A 15,927-nucleotide genomic window follows, 5' to 3' on the forward strand; every position below is an offset into this window, starting at 1 on the left:
CGGGCCGGCGAGTCGAGGAGGTCCGAGAAGGGCCGGCAATCGACGGGCGGGTGGAAAACGGCCACGCGGGGCGGCCTGTCTCGTCGAAACGGTAAAACAAACTCATAGCCGGGCGAGGCCCGGCCGCCCCGCACCCTCCCCAACTTGCGTCGGTTCGCCGGCGGAGGACGATGAGACACGCATGGCCTCGACCTCACCCCCGGAACCGGTCCCCTTCCATGAATGCCCGCTCCTCCGCCGTCGTCTCCCGGCCCAGCGCCGGTTCCGATGCGGAAAGCGGCCGAAGCGTTCGATGATGGCGTGGTGATGCTCGGCCCAGCGGTCGTCGGCGGGCCGCTCCATGGTCTGGAACAGGGCCAGCTGCCGATCCTGCAGGGCGCGGTCCTCGGCGTGCTGCAGCGGCAGGTAGAAGAAACGCCTGAGGTCGTTCTCCACCGCCCGGTCGAAGCCGGCGTCCAGCGCCCTGACCGCGAACATCCGCGCCAGCGGATCGGTGGCGAAGGCGTGCGCCGTGCCCCGGAAACAGTTTCTCGGGAACTGGTCGAGCAGGATCAGCAGCGCCAGCGCCCCCTCCGGCGTCTCCGCCCAGTGGTCCAGCTCGCGTCGCGCCGCCGCGAAATGCGCCGCCGCGAACCGCTCGTGAAACGCCGCGTCGAAGGCGTCCTCCTTGGCGAACCACTTTTCCGGCCCGGCCTCTTTCCAGAAGGCGACGACGTTGGAAGGCGTTATGTCTGTGCTCATGACCGATAACCTAGGCGCCCCGCTCCCCGTCTTCCATGACCGCGACTGCGATCTGTCGATCATCCGCGGCCGGCGCGTCGCCGTGATCGGCTACGGCAGCCAGGGCCGGACCCACGCCCTGAACCTGCGCGACTCCGGCGTCGCCGACATCGTGGTCGGGCTCAAGGCCGGCTCGGCCACCCGGGCGAAGGCTCTGGCCGACGGCTTCCCGGTCCTCACCGCCGGCGAGGCCGCCGCCTTCGCCGACGTCGTCGCCGTCATGGTCTCGGACGAGGCCCACCGCGATCTTTGGCGCGACGAACTGGCCCCGGCCATGAAGCCGGGCGCCGCCCTGGTCTTCGCCCACGGCCTGTCGGTGCGCTTCGGCCTGGTCGAGCCGCGCCCCGACCTCGACGTCATCCTCGCCTCGCCCAAGGGCATCGGGCCGCGCATCCGCGACCTCTACGTCGAAGGGGAGGGGGTGTTCGCCCTGTTCGGCGTGCATCAGGACGCCAGCGGCGGGGCCCACGCGCTGGGCCTGTCCTATGCGGCGGCGCTGGGCTGCGGCCGCAAGGGCATTCTGGAGACGTGCTTCGCCGCCGAGTGCGAAAGCGACCTGTTCGGCGAGCAGGTCGTGCTGTGCGGCGGGGTCGGCCAGCTGATCGACGCCGCCTTCACCCGGCTGGTCGAGGCCGGCTATCCGCCCGAGGTGGCGTGGTTCGAATGCTTCTACGAGGTCAAGCTGGTCACCGACCTGATGTTCGAGCGCGGCATCGCCGGGGCCTTCGCCAAAATCTCCAACACCGCCGAATACGGCGCCTATCTGACCGGCCCGCGCGTCATCGGCGAGGCTTCGACGGCGGCCATGGACACGGTCCTGGCCGAGGTCCGCTCCGGCGCCTTCGTGCGTACGCTGATGGCCGACTACGACGCCGGCTCCCCCGATCTGCTGGCCCGCCGCAAGGCCCTGGGCCAGCGCCCCATCGAGGCGGTCGGCGCGCATCTGGCGAACGTCGCGGCAAAGGCGAGGGACTGAAGAGGAGGGGAGGAGGCCGGGAACCTCGATCGGCGCTCAGGTAGTGAGCCGCCGCGCGGCGAGCGATAGCGCCACGAAAGATGATGGTCGGAGTGATAGGATTCGAACCTACGACCCCTGCGTCCCGAACGCAGTGCTCTACCAGACTGAGCCACACTCCGACTTGAGGAGCGGGCTTATAACGACGGGGTTCGACCCCCGCAAGCGGGGAAACGACGCGCCGCGAAATAGTCTGGAATCCGCGTCTTGCATCGCCCGCGGCCTTGTCGTATCTCGCACGCCTCCCGGCGCTACCGCTCCGGAAACGCCGGACCTGCTGGGGAATGGTGTAATGGTAACACTCCGGTTTTTGGTACCGTCATTCTAGGTTCGAGTCCTAGTTCCCCAGCCATCCGCCTCCCGTTGACATTCCGCCCGGCGGACGACGCCGCGCCGCGCTGACCGGGGTCCGCGCGGCGCGACGCCTGCATCAGCCGATCTTCAGACGCACGAAGACCATGCCCCCGTCCGGATCTCCGCCATAGGCCGGCTCCAGCGCCTCGGGGACGCGGTTCAGGCTGTACAGCGCCCCGACGCCGAAGCGGACATGCTCCGCCAGTCGCCAGTCGTGCACCGCTCCGAACGAGGCTTTCGACACGGTATGGAGATCGCCGTGTCCGCCTCCGGGGCCCGGCAGCAGCTCGTCCGTCTCGATCCGCTCGGCCCGCGCGAACACGGTCCAGCGGTCGTCGGGGCTGACCGCCGTCTCCAGCAGCCACGCATCCTTCGACTCGCCGTGGTCGTTGATCTTGCGGCCCCAGGCCAGGGTCGAGGACCACCAGCCTTCCGCGCCGAGGCGGCGGGCGTGGATGGCGCTGGCCGACCATCGGGTCTCGTCCTCGTCCGGCTCGAGCTGTTCCGGCGCGGTCACGTCGGCGTAGGACGCCTGCAGCGACCACTCCGGCGAAGGGTTCCACGACGCCCGCGCCGACCAGCTGTCCAGCTCGGGGCTCTCGATGTCGTAGCGGTCCTCGTCCGGCTCGCGGCCGCGGAAGGACGAGGCCTCCAGCTTGAAGCCGTCGTGCACCCAGCCCAGCGTCGCCACCCCGAACACGATGTGCGTCGAGTCCAGCCAGTGGTGGGTGATCGGCGCCTCCGGGCTGTCCATGGCGCTCATGCGGTGCATGAAGGCGGGCGGTCCGAAGGCCGGCTCTCCCGGCAGGCCGATGTAGGCGAAGACGCTGTCGTGGTCGGTCAGCCGCCGCGCGTAGCTGGCTGACAGCTCCATCACCAGCTCATGCGGATGCTGGCGGTCGATCAGGGGGGTGGCGCCGTCCGCCGTCTCTCCGGCCGCCAGCAGCAAGGGAAAGCCGTCCTTGCCCATGAAGGGCTCGGGGCTGAGCATGCCGCGGAAGTTCAGCGTCGAGCCGTCGGCGAAGTCACGCCGCGCCGACCCCATGAGCATGCCGCCGACAAAGGTCTTCTCGTCCCCGCGCGGACCATCCTGCCAGTCATGGGTCAGGTTCAGCGTGGCGTGGCCCATGAAGGCCCAGTCGCCGCGCGTCGCGTGGACGCCGCCGTGCTCCGACAGGTCTGGTTGCCAGCTGGTGCCGGACGCGTCGCGGGTCATGGGCCAATGGCCGAGCGGGCTGGTCATGGCGTGGTCTTCGCTCTCCGCCATCGCCGACATGTCGTGAGCCTGAGGGCCGCCATCGGGTGTCTGGCGATCGGGGGAGGCGGCGGGCATGTCGTGGCCCGCGTGAGGATCGGCCGGAGGCGTGGCGGGGACCGGGGTTGGAGCCGGGGCGGGCGGGGCAGGGTGGTGCGAATGATCCTGGGCCGACGCCGGGAGGGCGAGGGCGAGCAGGGACGCGCCGGCGAAGGGCGCGAAAAGGCGGGCAGCCATGATGGCCTCCTGAAAGAGCTTGGAAGGCGCGCGGACACATCGCCGCGCGCGGGCTGTCTTCAGAGGAAAGGCGATCGGGGCGGATGCGGTTCAGGGGCCGGCCGTTCGCCGGACGGCAAGGCCGCAGGACGGGAAGCCGTCGCGGGCCGCAGCGAGGTCATCCGGGGGCGGTCGGGCGATCGAAGGGCCGCCGCGGTCACGCAGGCGACGCAGCAGTCCATGGTCTTCACGGCCTTGCCCGACGCGGGCGAGGGCGTCTCGGCGCCGGCATGGTGCATCGTCGTTTCATGACACGGCGGAGCCGAAGCGGCGTCGGTCAGCGCGCTCGCCGGTACGGCGCCCGTCATCAGCACCGCGAGGGCGCCGAGCAGCATCATCATGGCGTGAAGCGCGCGCATCCCGCCCAACTAGACGCTGTGGTTCATCGCTTCAAGCGAGACCGCCGGTCAGGTCGAGCCCCGGCGTCTTCGGCGGCTCGCCGTCGGGGGCGAGATCGAGCTGCATCAGGGTCACGTCCAGCCAGCGGTCGAACTTCCAGCCCACCTGCCGGTAGACCCCCGCGTCGCGGAATCCGAGCGACCGGTGCAGGGCGATCGAGGCGGCGCTGGTGTCGCTGTCGCTGATCGCGCCGATGACGTGCCTCAGACCCATGGCCCGCACCCGCTCGACCAGGGCCCCCAGCAGAGCGCGGCCGACGCCGTGTCCGCGGGCCGTCTCCTCGACATAGATCGAACCCTCGACCCCGTAGCGATAGGCCGGACGTGGGCGGAACGGCGAGGCGTAGGCGTAGCCCGCGAAGGCCCCGTCCAGCTGCGCGACCAGCCACGGCAGGTCGTGCCGCTTCACAGCGGCGAACCGGCCGGCCATCTCGTCCGGTGTCGGCGGGGCCAGTTCGAATGTGGCCGTGCCGTTCAGCACCTCTCGCCCGTACAGGGCGGTGATCCGCGGCAGGTCCGCCCCGGTCGCGTCGCGGATGGTCCGGTTCATCGGGTCAGCCATGGCACTGGTGTCAGCATCCGTCACTGGATTCGTCAGAGACCTTTGATATCCTGACGGCTGCTGTCGGGGGAGGCGAGAGCCGTGAAATCAACCTTCGTCGCGGCGTTCGTCGCCGCCTCCGTACTGGGGCTCACGCCGGGCCTGGCCGTCGCCCAGGTCAAGCCGAACAAGCTGGCCCCGGCTACGGTCGACATCCAGGTCTGCAATGAGAGCGGTCGCAACGGCACGGTCGCCGTCTCCTATGTGGAAGTGGGTACGGGTCAGTTCATCAATCGCGGCTGGTACGAGGTCGCGGACGGAACCTGCCAGAGCATCGTCAGCACCGACAACGCCAACTTCTACATGTACGGCGACACCCTGGACGGCTCGGGCCGGTCATGGTCGGGCGATCATGCCCTGTGTGTCCAGTACCCCGGTCCCTATACCTTCTGGTCCGATGGGGGCGACACCTGCCCGGCCGGCTATGAGGTCCGCGACTTCGTGGCCATGCACGCCGACGCAACCGGGACCTATACCTGGACCCTCGAACCCTGAAACAGGACGCCGGGCGCGGTCAGGCTCCCAGCCCCTGTCGATGGCCCAGACCGCGAAGGCGTAGTCGTGGGCGACCTCCTTCAGATAGTCGAACCGGCCCGAGGCGCCGCCGTGGCCGGCCTCCATGTTGATCTTCAGCAGCACCGGCTTGCCCGAGGTCGTGGCTGGCCGCAGCTTCGCCACCCATTTCTCGGGCTCCCAGTAGGTCACGCGCGGGTCCGACAGGCCGCCGGTGGCCAGCACTGCCGGATAGGCCTTCGCCTCCACCTGGTCGTAGGGGCTGTAGCTCATCATGTAGTCGTAGGCTTCGGCGTCCTCGATCGGATTGCCCCACTCGGGCCACTCCGGCGGCGTCAGCGGCAGCGAGGTGTCGCTCATGGTGTTGATCACGTCGACGAACGGCACCTGGCCGATCACGCCGGCCCAAAGGTCCGGGCGCATGTTGTTGACCGCCCCCATCAGGAGGCCGCCGGCCGAACCGCCCTGGGCGACGATGTTCCCCGCCTTGGCATAGTTCCGCGCGATCAGGTGCTCGGCCGAGGCGATGAAGTCCGTGAAGGTGTTCTTCTTGGTCATCTTCCGGGCGTTGAGGAACCAGTTCCAGCCCTTGTCCGAGCCGCCGCGGATATGCGCGATGGCGAAGATCCAGCCCCGGTCGACGAGCGACAGCCGGTTGGTCGAGAAGCTCGCCGCCATCGGGATGCCGTACGAGCCGTAGCCGTACAGCAGCAGCGGCGCGGAACCGTCCACCGGAGTCGACTTGCGGCGCAGCACGGTCACCGGCACCAGTTCGCCATCGGCGGCCGGGGCGTTCAGCCGCTCGACAACATAGTCCGCCGGGTCGTGGCCGGACGGCACCTCCTGCACCTTGCGCAGGGTCCGCTCGCGGGACTTCAGGTCGTAGTCATAGGTCGAGGTCGGCGTCGAGGGCGAGTTGTAGCCGTAGCGCATGACCGTGGTGTCGAACTCCGACGCGCCGGCCAGCGACAGCGAATACGCGGGCTCGTCCACGGCGATCTCATGCTCGGCGCCGGCGCGGTCACGGATGATGATGCGGGTGTTGGCGTCGGCCCGCTCCTGGCGGCCGATGTAGTCCTTCACCAGCGCCACGCCCTCGATGTAGCGGCCGGGCGTGTGCGGAACGAGGTCCTTCCAGTTCGCCTTGCCGGGCGTGGTGGTCGGCGCCTCGACGATCTTGAAGTCCACCGAGTCGTCGGCGTTGGTGCGGATCACCCAGCGGTCGCCCCAATGGTCGGCCTCGTACAGCCGGGCCACCTGCCGGGGCTCGAGCACCATTGGCGTGGCCGTCGGGTCCGAGGCCGGGATGACCCGGCCTTCCGAGGTCTCCTGGTTGGCGATCGAGATGACCACGAAGGCGTCGTCGGCGGTGCGGCTGACGCTGATGAACATGCCCTCGTCGGCTTCCTCGTACACGAGGGTGGCCTCGCCGCCGCGCACCGGGCGCCGGAAGATCTTGTCGGGCCGGCCGTTGTCGTCGCGGTTGGTCCAGAAGATCCACTGGCTGTCGGGCGAGAAGGTGAAGTTGCCGGTTGCCGAGCCGATCGGATCGGGCAACACCTCGCCCGTGGCCAGGTCCTTGACGAAGATCTGGTGCACCTCGGACCCCTGCGCGTCCTCGGCGTAGGCGAACAGGGCATGGTCAGGGCTGTGCTCCGCGGCGCTGACCTCGGAATAGGCCTTGCCGGCGGCCAGGACGTTGGCGTCGAGCAACAGCTGGGGATCGCCCGCGCCGGCGCGGGGCCTGCGCATGTAGCGGGGGTGCTGGTCCCCGGTCTTGTACTCGGTGAAGTATTCCCACGGCCCGTCGGCGCGCGGCACCGAGCTGTCGTCCTCCTTGATCCGCCCCTTCATCTCCTCGAACATCGCGGCCTGCAGCGGCAGGGTCGAGGCCATCATCGCCTCGCGGTAGGCGTTTTCGGCGGTCAGGTGCTCCTTGACGTCGGCCTTGATCAGGGTCGGGTCGCGCAGCACCGCCTGCCAGTTGTCGTCCTTCATCCACTGGTAGTCGTCGACCCGGACGCGGCCCAGCTGTTCGATCCGCACCGGGATCTTCTTCGCGACGGGCGGGACGGGGGCGGTTTTCGGCATCGGGGCTCCGGGAGTGCGGGCCTGGGCGGGCAGGGCGGTCGCCGCCAGGGCGGCGGCGGAGGTGGCGAGCAGGTCGCGGCGGTTCATGGTCTTGGCCCCCAGGCGGATTTGGTCGCGGGACCTTGTGCGAGCGACGCCGCCGCCGTCAAATGAACAAACGGACAAGGCCCGATCGATCCTCATGTTCGACCTCCAGACCCCGCCCGTTCCGATGCAGGAGCCACCGGTCGCCGCCCTGTCGGCGCCGGCATGGGATCTGACCGTCGGGCTGATCGCGGCCACGGTGCAACTGGACCAGCGCAACGGCGAGGAGGCCACGCGTCGGGTCGGAACCGGCTTCCTGATCGATGCGCCCCGACCGGATGGCCAGCCACGCACCGTGCTGGTGACCGCCCACCATGTGCTGAACGGCATGACCGCGCCCGACGCGCGCATCGGCTGGCGGGTCGAGGCGCCCGGAGGCGGATGGCGATTCGCGCCCGAGCCCCTGCGCATCCGCGATGAGGCCGGCGATCCGGTCTGGACCCGGCACCCGGTGCGGGACATCGCGGTGATGGAGGTGTCCGCTCCGCCGGCCTTCGCCCGCGCCGCCATTCCGCTGGGCTGGCTGGCCGACGCCAATGCGCTGGACGCCTGGCAGGTCGGGCCCGGAGATGAACTGCTCACTCTCGGCTATCCGCGCGGCTACTCGTCCAACACCGCCGGCTTCCCGATCCTGCGCGTCGGCCGGGTGGCGTCGTGGCCGCTGACCCCGATCGAGACCTTCCCGGTCTTCCTGCTCGACTTCCCGGTCTTCCCCGGCAACTCCGGCGGACCGGTGTTCTGGACCCCGTCGGCGCGCAAACTGCCGGGCACGGTCCAGCCCGAACATCCCTTCATCGCCGGGGTGCTGGTCTCGGAAGTCCGTCCCGGCGACGAGCCGCTCGGCATCGGCATCGTCGCCCATGCCGCCTGGGTCCGCGAGGCCATCGCCCTGCTGGACGCCCCGGCCGGACCCTGATCAACCGGCCAGCACCGCCGGGCTCATCCGTTCCAGCAGGTCGCCGCCCTGTTCCACGGCGCCGAGCCGGCTCGAGGCCTGTTCCAACACATTGGCCGCGTAGATCTCGTACAGGGTGATCCGTCCCTCCAGCCACGCCGGGTCACCCTCGCCGGCGTCGAGGATGGCCCGGGCCGCCAGCGCGCCTTTGGCCAGCATCCAGCCGCCGACCACGTCGCCCATCAGCTTGAGATAGGCGTCGGCCCCCGCCAGGACGTCAGCGGCGCCATCGGCCGCGGCCTTGCGGTCCAGCAGCCACTGGGTGGCGTCCCCGGCCGCCTCGACGGCGTTGGCGAAGCGCTCGACCGGCTTGCCCGACCAGAGCCGCGGCAGGATCGCCAAGGTCTCCTTCATGTCCAGGATCAGGTCACGGGCCGACTGGCCGCCGTCCTGCCCCAGCTTGCGCCCGACCAGGTCCATGGCCTGGATGCCGTTGGTGCCCTCGTAGATCGGGGCGATGCGGGCGTCGCGATAGTATTGGGCCGCGCCGGTCTCCTCGATGAACCCCATGCCGCCGTGCACCTGCACGCCCATCGAGGCGACGTCGACGCCGACATCGGTCGACCACGCCTTGGCGATCGGAGTGAACAGGTCCTCCCGGCCCTTCCAGCGGCGGTGGTCCTCTTCCGTCGCTGCGTGTCTGGCCAGATCGGCGGCGACGCCGGTCGACAGGCAGATGGCGCGGGCGGCGGCGATCCTGGCCTTCATCACCGACAGGGTCCGGCGCACGTCCGGATGGTCGAGGATCGGCGCGTTGGCCTCTCCGGTCCATGCCGAGCGGCCCTGCCGCCGCTCCCGCGCATACTCCAGCGCCTGCTGGTAGGCCCGCTCGGCGATCCCGACGCCCTCGACGCCGACCGCCAGCCGGGCCGCGTTCATCATCACGAACATATGGGCCAGGCCCTGGTTCGGTTCGCCGACCAGCTCCGCCGTCGCGCCCTCATAGGCCATGACGCAGGTGGGCGAGGCGTGGATGCCCAGCTTGTGCTCGACCCCGACCGGGCGGAAGGCGTTGCGCTCGCCCAGCGTCCCGTCCGGATTGACCACATACTTGGACGCCAGGAACAGGCTGATGCCCTTCGGCCCCGGCGGCGCGTCCGGCATACGGGCCAGCACCATGTGAACGATGTTGTCGGTGGCGTCGTGATCGCCCCAGGTGATGAAGATCTTCTGGCCGGTCAGGCTGTAGGTCCCGTCGCCATTCGGTATCGCCGTCGCCGTCAGGGCGCCGAGGTCCGACCCCGCCTGCGGCTCGGTCAGCACCATGGCCCCGGTCCACTCGCCGGACACGAGCTTCGTCAGATAGGTCGCCTTCTGCGCTTCCGTCCCGACCGCCTCCAGCGCCTCGATCGCCGCCAGCGACAGCATCGGGCACAGGCCGAACGCCATATTGGCGGCGTGCACCGTCTCATAGGCGGCCAGCTCCAGCGCCTTGGGCAGTTGCTGCCCCCCGGCGTGGGCGGGCGCGGACAGGCCGGTCCAGCCGCCCTCGGCGAACTGGCGGTAGGCGTCGGCGAAGCCGGGCGCGGCCGTCACCGCGCCGTCGGCCCAGGTCGAGCCCTTCTGGTCACCGATACGGTTCAGCGGCGCCAGCACGCCCTCCGAGAACTGGCCCGCCGCCTCAAGCACCGCCGCCATCACCTCCGGGTCGTAGTCGGGGAAGGCCCCGGTCGCGGCCACGGCGTCGATGCCCGCGACCTCGGTCAGGGTGAAGATCAGATCGCGGACGGGCGCGCGGTAGGACATGGGCTGGCTCTCGACACTTTGCGGACGTTCATGCCGCCTTGCCGCCGGGTCAGGCAAGACGCGGCTTGGCGAACCACGTCGTTCGGGCCACGTTGCGGCTCCAACGCGCTGGAGAGGGAGAAGGCCGTGGCCGAACCACGCAACCGCTATTCGACCGTATCGCTGGTCCTGCACTGGCTGATCGCCGCCCTGGTGGTCACCCAGATCGCACTGATCGCGGCCCATGAAGCGACGGAAGGGCCGATCTCGCGCGAGTTCGTCACCCTCCACAAATCCGTCGGCCTGAGCATCCTGATGCTGACCCTGGTCCGTCTGGGGTGGCGCATCGCCAACCCGGCCATCCCGCTGCCGGTGGCCATGCCGCGCTGGCAGAAGCTGCTGGCCCGGACCAACCACGTCCTGTTCTACGTCCTGCTCCTCGCCATGCCGCTGGTCGGCTGGGCGGCGTCCTCGGCGGCCGGGCGCGACATCGTCTGGTTCGGCCTGTTCGAATGGCCGCTGCTGCCGATCAGCGGCGGACGGGAGACGGCCGGTCAGCTGATGGACCTCCACGAAGCCGCGGCCAAACTGCTGATCTTCCTGGTGGTCCTGCATATCGCCGGGGCGCTGAAGCACCAGTTCCTCGACCGGGACAACGTCCTGCACCGGATGATCCCGCTGATCCCGCGCCGGCCGTGAGACGGCGCGCGGTCATCGTCGGACTGGCGGCCCTCGTTCTGATCGCCGCCGCCCCGCCTCCGGACTGGGTCGTCGTGCGCGAGGCCTCGACCATCGACCTGACGGTCCGGGCCCTGGGCGGCTCCCACCATGGCCGGTTCGAGGACTGGCGCGGCGACATCGCCTTCGACCCCGAGGCGCCGGAAGGCACACGGGCGACGGTGGTGGTTCAGGCGGCGTCGCTCAGGATGCGGTCGTCGGCCCTGACCCGCCGCGCCACAGGCCCGGCCATGCTCGATACGGCGCGGCATCCGGTGATCCGTTTTCAACTCAGGTCCCTCGAGCCTCTCGGCGGCGAGCGCTATTCGGCGCGGGCCGAGATCACAATGAAGGGCCGCACCCGGCCGGTGACCTTCCCGCTGGACTTGCGCGTCACCGGCGACCGGGCGCATCTGACGGGCGCGTTCACATTGGACCGCACCCAGTTCGGCATAGGAACCACAGGCGCGTGGAACAGGATCGTCGGTCGCGAAGTGACGGTGCGGGTGGCGCTGCAGGCGCGCCGCGCCTAGGCGCGACCGACGCCCAGGGGGCCGAGGCGCTGGCCGCCGGCGGCCTGGTCATCCTGCCGACCGAAACCGTCTACGGGCTGGCGGCTGACGCGAGCAACGCGGTCGCGGTCGCCGCCATCTTTGAGGCCAAGGGCCGGCCCCGCTTCAACCCGCTGATCGCCCACGTCGCCGACGCCGTCGAGGCCGAGGCGATCGCCGTCTTCGACGACCGGGCCCGCGCCCTCGCCGAGGCCTTCTGGCCGGGTCCGCTGACCATCGTGGCGCCGGTGCGGGACCGCGTCCGGATCTGCGACCTCGCCCGCGCGGGGCTGAACAGCGTCGCCGTCCGCGTGCCCGGCCATGTCCGCGCCCGTGCCGTGATTTCGGCCTTCGGCGGTCCCGTCGTCGCCCCTTCGGCCAACCGCTCCGGCCGCCCAAGCCCCACCACCTTCGCCGACGCCATGGAGGAGACCGGCTTCGCCGCCGCCGACGCCGTGGACGGCGGCCCCTGCGCCGTCGGGGTCGAGAGCACGGTGGTGTCGGTGCTGGACGGCCGCGTCGCCCTGCTGCGCCCCGGCTCCGTCACGCGAGAGGAAATCGAGGCCATCGTCGGGCCGCTGGAGCGCAACGGGGAGGGACATCGTTCTCCGGGCCGCGCGGCCGTGCACTACGCGCCGGACGCGCCGGTCCGCATCAACGCGACGGGGGTGGAGAACGGCGAGATACTGCTCGGTTTCGGCCCAGGCGTCGGCGACCCGCGCTGGAGCCTCAGCCCCTCGGGCGACCTGCGCGAGGCCGCCGCCAACCTGTTCCGCCGCCTGCGCGAAGCGGACCGTGAACGGCCGGCGGGAATCGCCGTCTCGCCCATCCCGGCGCATGGCCTGGGCGAGGCGATCAACGACCGGCTGAAGCGCGCGACGGGGTTCGTGGGCTGATCACAGGAACCGGGCGCCGATGTCGACGCTCGACCGGTCCCCCACTGCCCCGAAGCAGCTGTCCAGCCATCCCTCCGCCGCCTCCCGCCCATACCCCTTGAGCCGGTTCAGGAAGGTCCACTCCGTGTCGAACTTCGATCCCAGCGACAACGATCCCAGCCAAGGGTCGGCCTCGACGGCGTGCAGGCGCAGCTTGCGGTACTTGTCCGGTCCGTTCGGCTTCAGCCGCCCCTCCGCGATCAGGTCCTGAACGAAGGCCACCGCCCGCAGCTCGGCGACGAGGGGGGCGTTGAAGACGATCTCGTTCAGCCGGTCCATGATCTCGCCAGCCTGACGCGGGGTCTCGTCCCGCCGGAACGGGTTCAACGGCAGCAGCAGGATGTCGTCCGGGGTGTCGGCCTGGAACAGCGGCCACAGCGGCGGGTTGGCCAGAAAACCGCCGTCCCAGTAGGGCTCGCCGTCGATCTCCACCGCCTGGAACAGGTGCGGCAGGCAGGCCGAGGCCAGCAGCACCTGATCGGTGATCTCCGTCGTCCCGAACACCCGCGACCGTCCTTCGCGCACTGCCGTCGCCGCCACGAACAGCTTCATCTCCGAGGCCCGCACGGCCTCAAAGTCGATGGCCGTGTCCAGCACCCGTTTCAGTGGATTCAGGTTGAAGGGGTTGAACTTGTAAGGGCTCATCGACAGGGCCGCGGTCTCGGCCTGGCGCCACATCTCCGTGCCCTTGAGCCAGCCGGGGCTGAAGGCGGCGCTCCAGACGGCGCTGTCGCCGAAGACGTTGCGGCCGCCGGACTGGTTCACTTCCCGCCACAGCAGGTCCAGCCGCCTGCGCGCGCCCCCGGTTCCGCCCTCTGTCAGACCACAGACCAAGGCGGCGGCGTTCATGGCCCCGGCCGAGGCGGCGGTCACCGCCCGGATGTCGAGCCGGTCGTCTTCCAGCAACCGGTCCAGCACGCCCCACTGGAAGGCGCCGTGCGAGCCGCCACCCTGGAGCGCCAGGCTGATCGGGCGGCGTTTCGGGGCGGGGCGGCTTCGCTTCAGCATGCCTGTCCCGTGGCGGCTACTGCGCCGTCCAGCCGCCGTCGATCGAGAAGCTGGCGCCGTTGGCCGAAGCCCCCAGGTCGCTGACCAGATACAACATCATCCCGGTCAGCTCGTCCGTGGTGACGAACCGCTTGGTCGGCTGCGAGCCCAGAATGACGTCCCTGAGCACCTGCTCCTTCGACAGGCCGCGCGTGCGGGCCTGATCGGCGATCTGTTTCTCGACGATCGGCGTCTCGACGAATCCGGGGCACAGGGCGTTGCAGGTGATGTTGTCCTGCGCCAGTTCCAGCGCCACCGTCTTGGTGAAGCCGATCACCCCGTGCTTGGCCGCGACATAGGCCGACTTGAACGGACTGGCGACCAGGCCGTGGGCCGAGGCCACGTTGATGATCCGCCCGCGGCCCTGGGCCTTCATGATCGGAATCGCCGCCCGCGTCGCGTAGAAGGTCGACGACAGGTTGATGGCGATGATCTGCTCCCACTTGTCGGCGGGGAACTTCTCGACCGCCTCGACGTGCTGGATGCTGGCGTTGTTGATCAGGATGTCGACCCGGCCCAGCTGGTGCTTGCCGTAGGCGACCATGTCCGCGACCTCGTCGCCGCGCCGCATGTCGGCCCCGTGATAGCGCACCCGCACGCCGCAGCTGGCCTCCATCTCGGCCCGGGTGCGCTCGATCTCCGACGGATCGCCGAGGCCGTTCAGCACCACCTCGCCGCCGCGCGAGGCGATGGCGCGCGCGAAGGCGAGACCGATCCCGGAGGTCGATCCCGAGATGACGGCCACCTGACCCTTCAGGTCGCCGATATCGCGGAAAGGCGCGCTCCCGGCGTCCGAGCCGTCACCGCGTTTGGGCCATTGGAACATTGAGTCTCGTCCGTCTGTGTCTCGGGATCAGCCTAACCGTTCGCGTCTGCGAAGGCGACAGGCCGTCACGAATTTCCTGTTCTGGTGAATATCCAGTCCGTCTCCGTCGATCCAGCCTTGTCGAAGCGGTAGCCGTCGCGATCGAAGGCTTTCAGGTCCCCGGCACGCTCGATCCGCTCGTCGATGGCGAAGCGGGCCATGCCCCCGCGCGCCTTCTTGGCGAAGAACGAGATGATACGGCTCTCGCCATCCTTCGATTCGCGGAAATGCGGCGTCACCACCGGCAGGTTCAGCGCCTTGGCGTCGACGGCGCCGAAATATTCCTGACTGGCCAGGTTCACCACGGTCGGATCGATCATACCCGCGGCGTCGGCGTTCAGGCATTTCGAGATCCGGTCGCCCCAGAAGTCGTAGAGGCTGGAGCCGCGCCGCGTCTTCAGCCGGGTCCCCATCTCCAATCGGTAGGGCTGGATGCGGTCGAGCGGACGCAGCAGGCCGTAAAGACCCGACAGGATGCGGATGTGACGCTGGGCGAAGGCCAGGCCGGCGGAATCCAGCTCGCGGGCCCTCAGCCCTTCATAGACATCGCCGGCGAAGGCGAAGGCCGCCTGGACCCCGTCCGTCGATTCGGCGTCGAACGCCTGGAACCGCTCGCGGTTCAGCCGCGCCAGATCATCGGAGATGCCCATCAGCCGGCGCAGTTCGGCCACGGTGCGGGCGCGGGCGGTCCGGGCCAGCGACGCGGTGTCCTCCAGGAAACGCCGCTCCGAGGCGGGCAGGGCGGGGTCGGCTTCAGTGAAATCCAGCCGCTTGGCCGGAGACAGGACGATCAGCAAGGCGGCGCTCCGGCGATGGGGAGGCCCGGAATAGGCCGCTTCGGCGACGAATTGAACCGGCCAGCGTCGTGGCTCACCCCGCCCGGTCGTACAGCGCCGCCAGCACGGCCGGCAGCCTCTCCGGCAGGTCCTCGGCGATCAGCCCTGGCCCGAAGCCCCGCGCCGCCTCGGCGTGGAGCCAGACGGCCGCCCGGGCCGCATCGAAACTGTCCATCCGCTGGGCGATCAGGCCGCCGATCATTCCGGCCAGCACGTCGCCCGCGCCCGCCGTCGCCAGCCACGGCGTGCCATTTCCGTTGACGGTCAGCCGCCCGTCCGGCGCGGCGATAACCGTCGCGGGCCCCTTCAGCACCACCACCGCGCCGGCCCGCCGCGCCGCCTCGGCCGCGGCATTCTCACGCCCCGTGTCGAGCAGGCCCGGGAACAGCCGTTTGAACTCGCCCTCGTGCGGCGTGAGCACGTCGTCGCGGTCCAGCGCCTCGAACAGATCGTCCGGCCACCCCTCGAAAACCGTCAGCCCGTCGGCGTCCACCACCAGGGCCGCGCCCGTGACGGCCAGCGCCCGGACGTGGGCCTGGGTGGCGTCGGTCACGCCGGCGGCGGGGCCTATGACTACCGCGTCCATCCCCTCGGCGGCCTCGACCAGGGCCTCGGGCGAACCGAAGGGCGTCAGCATGATCGCTTCGATGGCCGGTGCGATGACCGACGCGGCGTCCGGCGGACACAGGATTTTGACCAGCCCCGCCCCGATGCGCAGCCCGCCCCGCGCCGCCAGCCGCGCCGCGCCCGTCTGGGTCGCCTTGCCGGAGACCACGGCCAGGCGCCCGCGCGCATGTTTGTGCGTTTCCGGGCCCGGCCACGGCAAGGCGTCACGCCAGTCTGGCAGGGCGGATCCGGTCATTGCGCGGGTTCTCCGTTCACGGATGGCGACGGGCGCCGAAAAACACTTGCCTTATTGTGCAATGCAA

Annotated in this window: 15 protein-coding genes, 2 tRNA genes and 1 pseudogene; 7 read left to right on the forward strand and 11 right to left on the reverse strand. The window is 70.1% G+C overall.

The window, feature by feature from the left end:
- Positions 1 to 102: 102 nt before the first annotated feature.
- Complete coding sequence (locus tag VEB62_RS11645; RefSeq protein WP_324799644.1) at positions 103 to 741, reverse strand: DUF924 family protein; 639 nt, start codon at positions 739 to 741, stop codon at positions 103 to 105.
- Between VEB62_RS11645 and ilvC the strand changes: the two genes are divergently transcribed.
- The gene (ilvC, locus tag VEB62_RS11650) at positions 740 to 1,756 is read left to right on the forward strand and encodes a ketol-acid reductoisomerase (protein ID WP_324799647.1); all 1,017 of its coding nucleotides are present in this window, start codon (positions 740 to 742) and stop codon (positions 1,754 to 1,756) included. The two genes, VEB62_RS11645 and ilvC, sit on opposite strands and share 2 nt — an antisense overlap.
- An 84-nt stretch (positions 1,757 to 1,840) precedes the next feature.
- Here ilvC and VEB62_RS11655 read toward each other — a convergent pair.
- Positions 1,841 to 1,917 (reverse strand) — tRNA-Pro (locus tag VEB62_RS11655).
- A gap of 156 nt (positions 1,918 to 2,073) precedes the next feature.
- Between VEB62_RS11655 and VEB62_RS11660 the strand changes: the two genes are divergently transcribed.
- Positions 2,074 to 2,147 (forward strand) — tRNA-Gln (locus tag VEB62_RS11660).
- Positions 2,148 to 2,225: 78 nt separating this feature from the next.
- Here the strand turns inward: VEB62_RS11660 and VEB62_RS11665 are convergent.
- The 3 genes from VEB62_RS11665 to VEB62_RS11675 are packed head-to-tail and all read right to left on the reverse strand — an operon-like array spanning position 2,226 to position 4,640.
- Positions 2,226 to 3,641, reverse strand: a complete 1,416-nt coding sequence (locus VEB62_RS11665; RefSeq protein ID WP_324799649.1) for a hypothetical protein — start codon at positions 3,639 to 3,641, stop codon at positions 2,226 to 2,228.
- Positions 3,642 to 3,700: 59 nt separating this feature from the next.
- The gene (locus VEB62_RS11670; RefSeq protein ID WP_324799652.1) at positions 3,701 to 4,039 is read right to left on the reverse strand and encodes a hypothetical protein; all 339 of its coding nucleotides are present in this window, start codon (positions 4,037 to 4,039) and stop codon (positions 3,701 to 3,703) included.
- A gap of 31 nt (positions 4,040 to 4,070) precedes the next feature.
- The gene (locus VEB62_RS11675; protein WP_324799653.1) at positions 4,071 to 4,640 is read right to left on the reverse strand and encodes a GNAT family N-acetyltransferase; all 570 of its coding nucleotides are present in this window, start codon (positions 4,638 to 4,640) and stop codon (positions 4,071 to 4,073) included.
- Positions 4,641 to 4,721: 81 nt separating this feature from the next.
- Here VEB62_RS11675 and VEB62_RS16760 point away from each other — a divergent pair.
- Positions 4,722 to 5,096 (forward strand): annotated as a pseudogene (locus VEB62_RS16760) (DUF1036 domain-containing protein); the annotation flags it as partial.
- Here VEB62_RS16760 and VEB62_RS11685 read toward each other — a convergent pair.
- Entirely contained in the window at positions 5,016 to 7,370 is a 2,355-nt protein-coding gene (locus VEB62_RS11685; RefSeq protein ID WP_324799656.1) for a S9 family peptidase, read from the reverse strand. The pseudogene VEB62_RS16760 and the gene VEB62_RS11685 overlap by 81 nt on opposite strands.
- Positions 7,371 to 7,464: 94 nt before the next feature.
- Here VEB62_RS11685 and VEB62_RS11690 point away from each other — a divergent pair, with 94 nt between their 5' ends.
- Positions 7,465 to 8,283: a trypsin-like serine peptidase gene (locus tag VEB62_RS11690; RefSeq protein ID WP_324799659.1), complete on the forward strand. Its 819-nt coding sequence runs from the start codon at positions 7,465 to 7,467 to the stop codon at positions 8,281 to 8,283.
- Here VEB62_RS11690 and VEB62_RS11695 read toward each other — a convergent pair whose 3' ends face one another.
- Positions 8,284 to 10,068, reverse strand: coding sequence for an acyl-CoA dehydrogenase (locus tag VEB62_RS11695; RefSeq protein WP_324799663.1), 1,785 nt, complete (start codon positions 10,066 to 10,068; stop codon positions 8,284 to 8,286). It abuts the gene before it with no gap.
- Between the two features lie 126 nt (positions 10,069 to 10,194).
- Here VEB62_RS11695 and VEB62_RS11700 point away from each other — a divergent pair, with 126 nt between their 5' ends.
- Genes VEB62_RS11700 through VEB62_RS11710 form a run of 3 tightly spaced genes read left to right on the forward strand, consistent with a single transcriptional unit; the run spans position 10,195 to position 12,211 of the window.
- Positions 10,195 to 10,746: a cytochrome b gene (locus VEB62_RS11700; RefSeq protein ID WP_324799666.1), complete on the forward strand. Its 552-nt coding sequence runs from the start codon at positions 10,195 to 10,197 to the stop codon at positions 10,744 to 10,746.
- The gene (locus VEB62_RS11705; protein WP_324799668.1) at positions 10,743 to 11,297 is read left to right on the forward strand and encodes a YceI family protein; all 555 of its coding nucleotides are present in this window, start codon (positions 10,743 to 10,745) and stop codon (positions 11,295 to 11,297) included. The genes VEB62_RS11700 and VEB62_RS11705 overlap by 4 nt, the downstream gene beginning before the upstream one ends.
- A gap of 29 nt (positions 11,298 to 11,326) precedes the next feature.
- Positions 11,327 to 12,211, forward strand: coding sequence for an L-threonylcarbamoyladenylate synthase (locus VEB62_RS11710; RefSeq protein ID WP_324800102.1), 885 nt, complete (start codon positions 11,327 to 11,329; stop codon positions 12,209 to 12,211).
- On the opposite strand, the gene VEB62_RS11715 is transcribed toward VEB62_RS11710, so the two are convergent.
- The 4 genes from VEB62_RS11715 to VEB62_RS11730 form a co-directional block, all read right to left on the reverse strand.
- A complete protein-coding gene (locus tag VEB62_RS11715; RefSeq protein ID WP_324799669.1) occupies positions 12,212 to 13,258 on the reverse strand; it encodes a patatin-like phospholipase family protein in 1,047 nt (348 codons plus the stop codon).
- A gap of 16 nt (positions 13,259 to 13,274) precedes the next feature.
- Complete coding sequence (locus VEB62_RS11720) at positions 13,275 to 14,123, reverse strand: 3-hydroxybutyrate dehydrogenase (RefSeq protein WP_324799671.1); 849 nt, start codon at positions 14,121 to 14,123, stop codon at positions 13,275 to 13,277.
- A 65-nt stretch (positions 14,124 to 14,188) separates the two neighbouring features.
- Positions 14,189 to 14,959, reverse strand: a complete 771-nt coding sequence (yaaA, locus tag VEB62_RS11725; RefSeq protein ID WP_324799674.1) for a peroxide stress protein YaaA — start codon at positions 14,957 to 14,959, stop codon at positions 14,189 to 14,191.
- Positions 14,960 to 15,032: 73 nt separating this feature from the next.
- On the reverse strand, positions 15,033 to 15,860 hold the full coding sequence (locus VEB62_RS11730) for an NAD(P)H-hydrate dehydratase (RefSeq protein WP_324799677.1): 828 nt from the start codon (positions 15,858 to 15,860) through the stop codon (positions 15,033 to 15,035).
- Between the last annotated feature and the right edge of the window lie 67 nt (positions 15,861 to 15,927).

Origin of the sequence: Brevundimonas sp., from assembly GCF_035626975.1 — a bacterium.
GTDB lineage: Bacteria > Pseudomonadota > Alphaproteobacteria > Caulobacterales > Caulobacteraceae > Brevundimonas.

Excerpts from the sequence above, each read along its gene's own strand:
- ilvC (WP_324799647.1), top strand. The coding sequence starts at position 740 with ATGACCGATAACCTAGGCGCCCCGCTCCCCGTCTTCCATGACCGCGAC.
- VEB62_RS11645 (WP_324799644.1), bottom strand. The coding sequence starts at position 741 with ATGAGCACAGACATAACGCCTTCCAACGTCGTCGCCTTCTGGAAAGAG.
- VEB62_RS11665 (WP_324799649.1), bottom strand. The coding sequence starts at position 3,641 with ATGGCTGCCCGCCTTTTCGCGCCCTTCGCCGGCGCGTCCCTGCTCGCC.
- VEB62_RS11670 (WP_324799652.1), bottom strand. The coding sequence starts at position 4,039 with ATGCGCGCGCTTCACGCCATGATGATGCTGCTCGGCGCCCTCGCGGTG.
- VEB62_RS11675 (WP_324799653.1), bottom strand. The coding sequence starts at position 4,640 with ATGGCTGACCCGATGAACCGGACCATCCGCGACGCGACCGGGGCGGAC.
- VEB62_RS11685 (WP_324799656.1), bottom strand. The coding sequence starts at position 7,370 with ATGAACCGCCGCGACCTGCTCGCCACCTCCGCCGCCGCCCTGGCGGCG.
- VEB62_RS11690 (WP_324799659.1), top strand. The coding sequence starts at position 7,465 with ATGTTCGACCTCCAGACCCCGCCCGTTCCGATGCAGGAGCCACCGGTC.
- VEB62_RS11695 (WP_324799663.1), bottom strand. The coding sequence starts at position 10,068 with ATGTCCTACCGCGCGCCCGTCCGCGATCTGATCTTCACCCTGACCGAG.
- VEB62_RS11715 (WP_324799669.1), bottom strand. The coding sequence starts at position 13,258 with ATGCTGAAGCGAAGCCGCCCCGCCCCGAAACGCCGCCCGATCAGCCTG.
- VEB62_RS11720 (WP_324799671.1), bottom strand. The coding sequence starts at position 14,123 with ATGTTCCAATGGCCCAAACGCGGTGACGGCTCGGACGCCGGGAGCGCG.
- VEB62_RS11730 (WP_324799677.1), bottom strand. The coding sequence starts at position 15,860 with ATGACCGGATCCGCCCTGCCAGACTGGCGTGACGCCTTGCCGTGGCCG.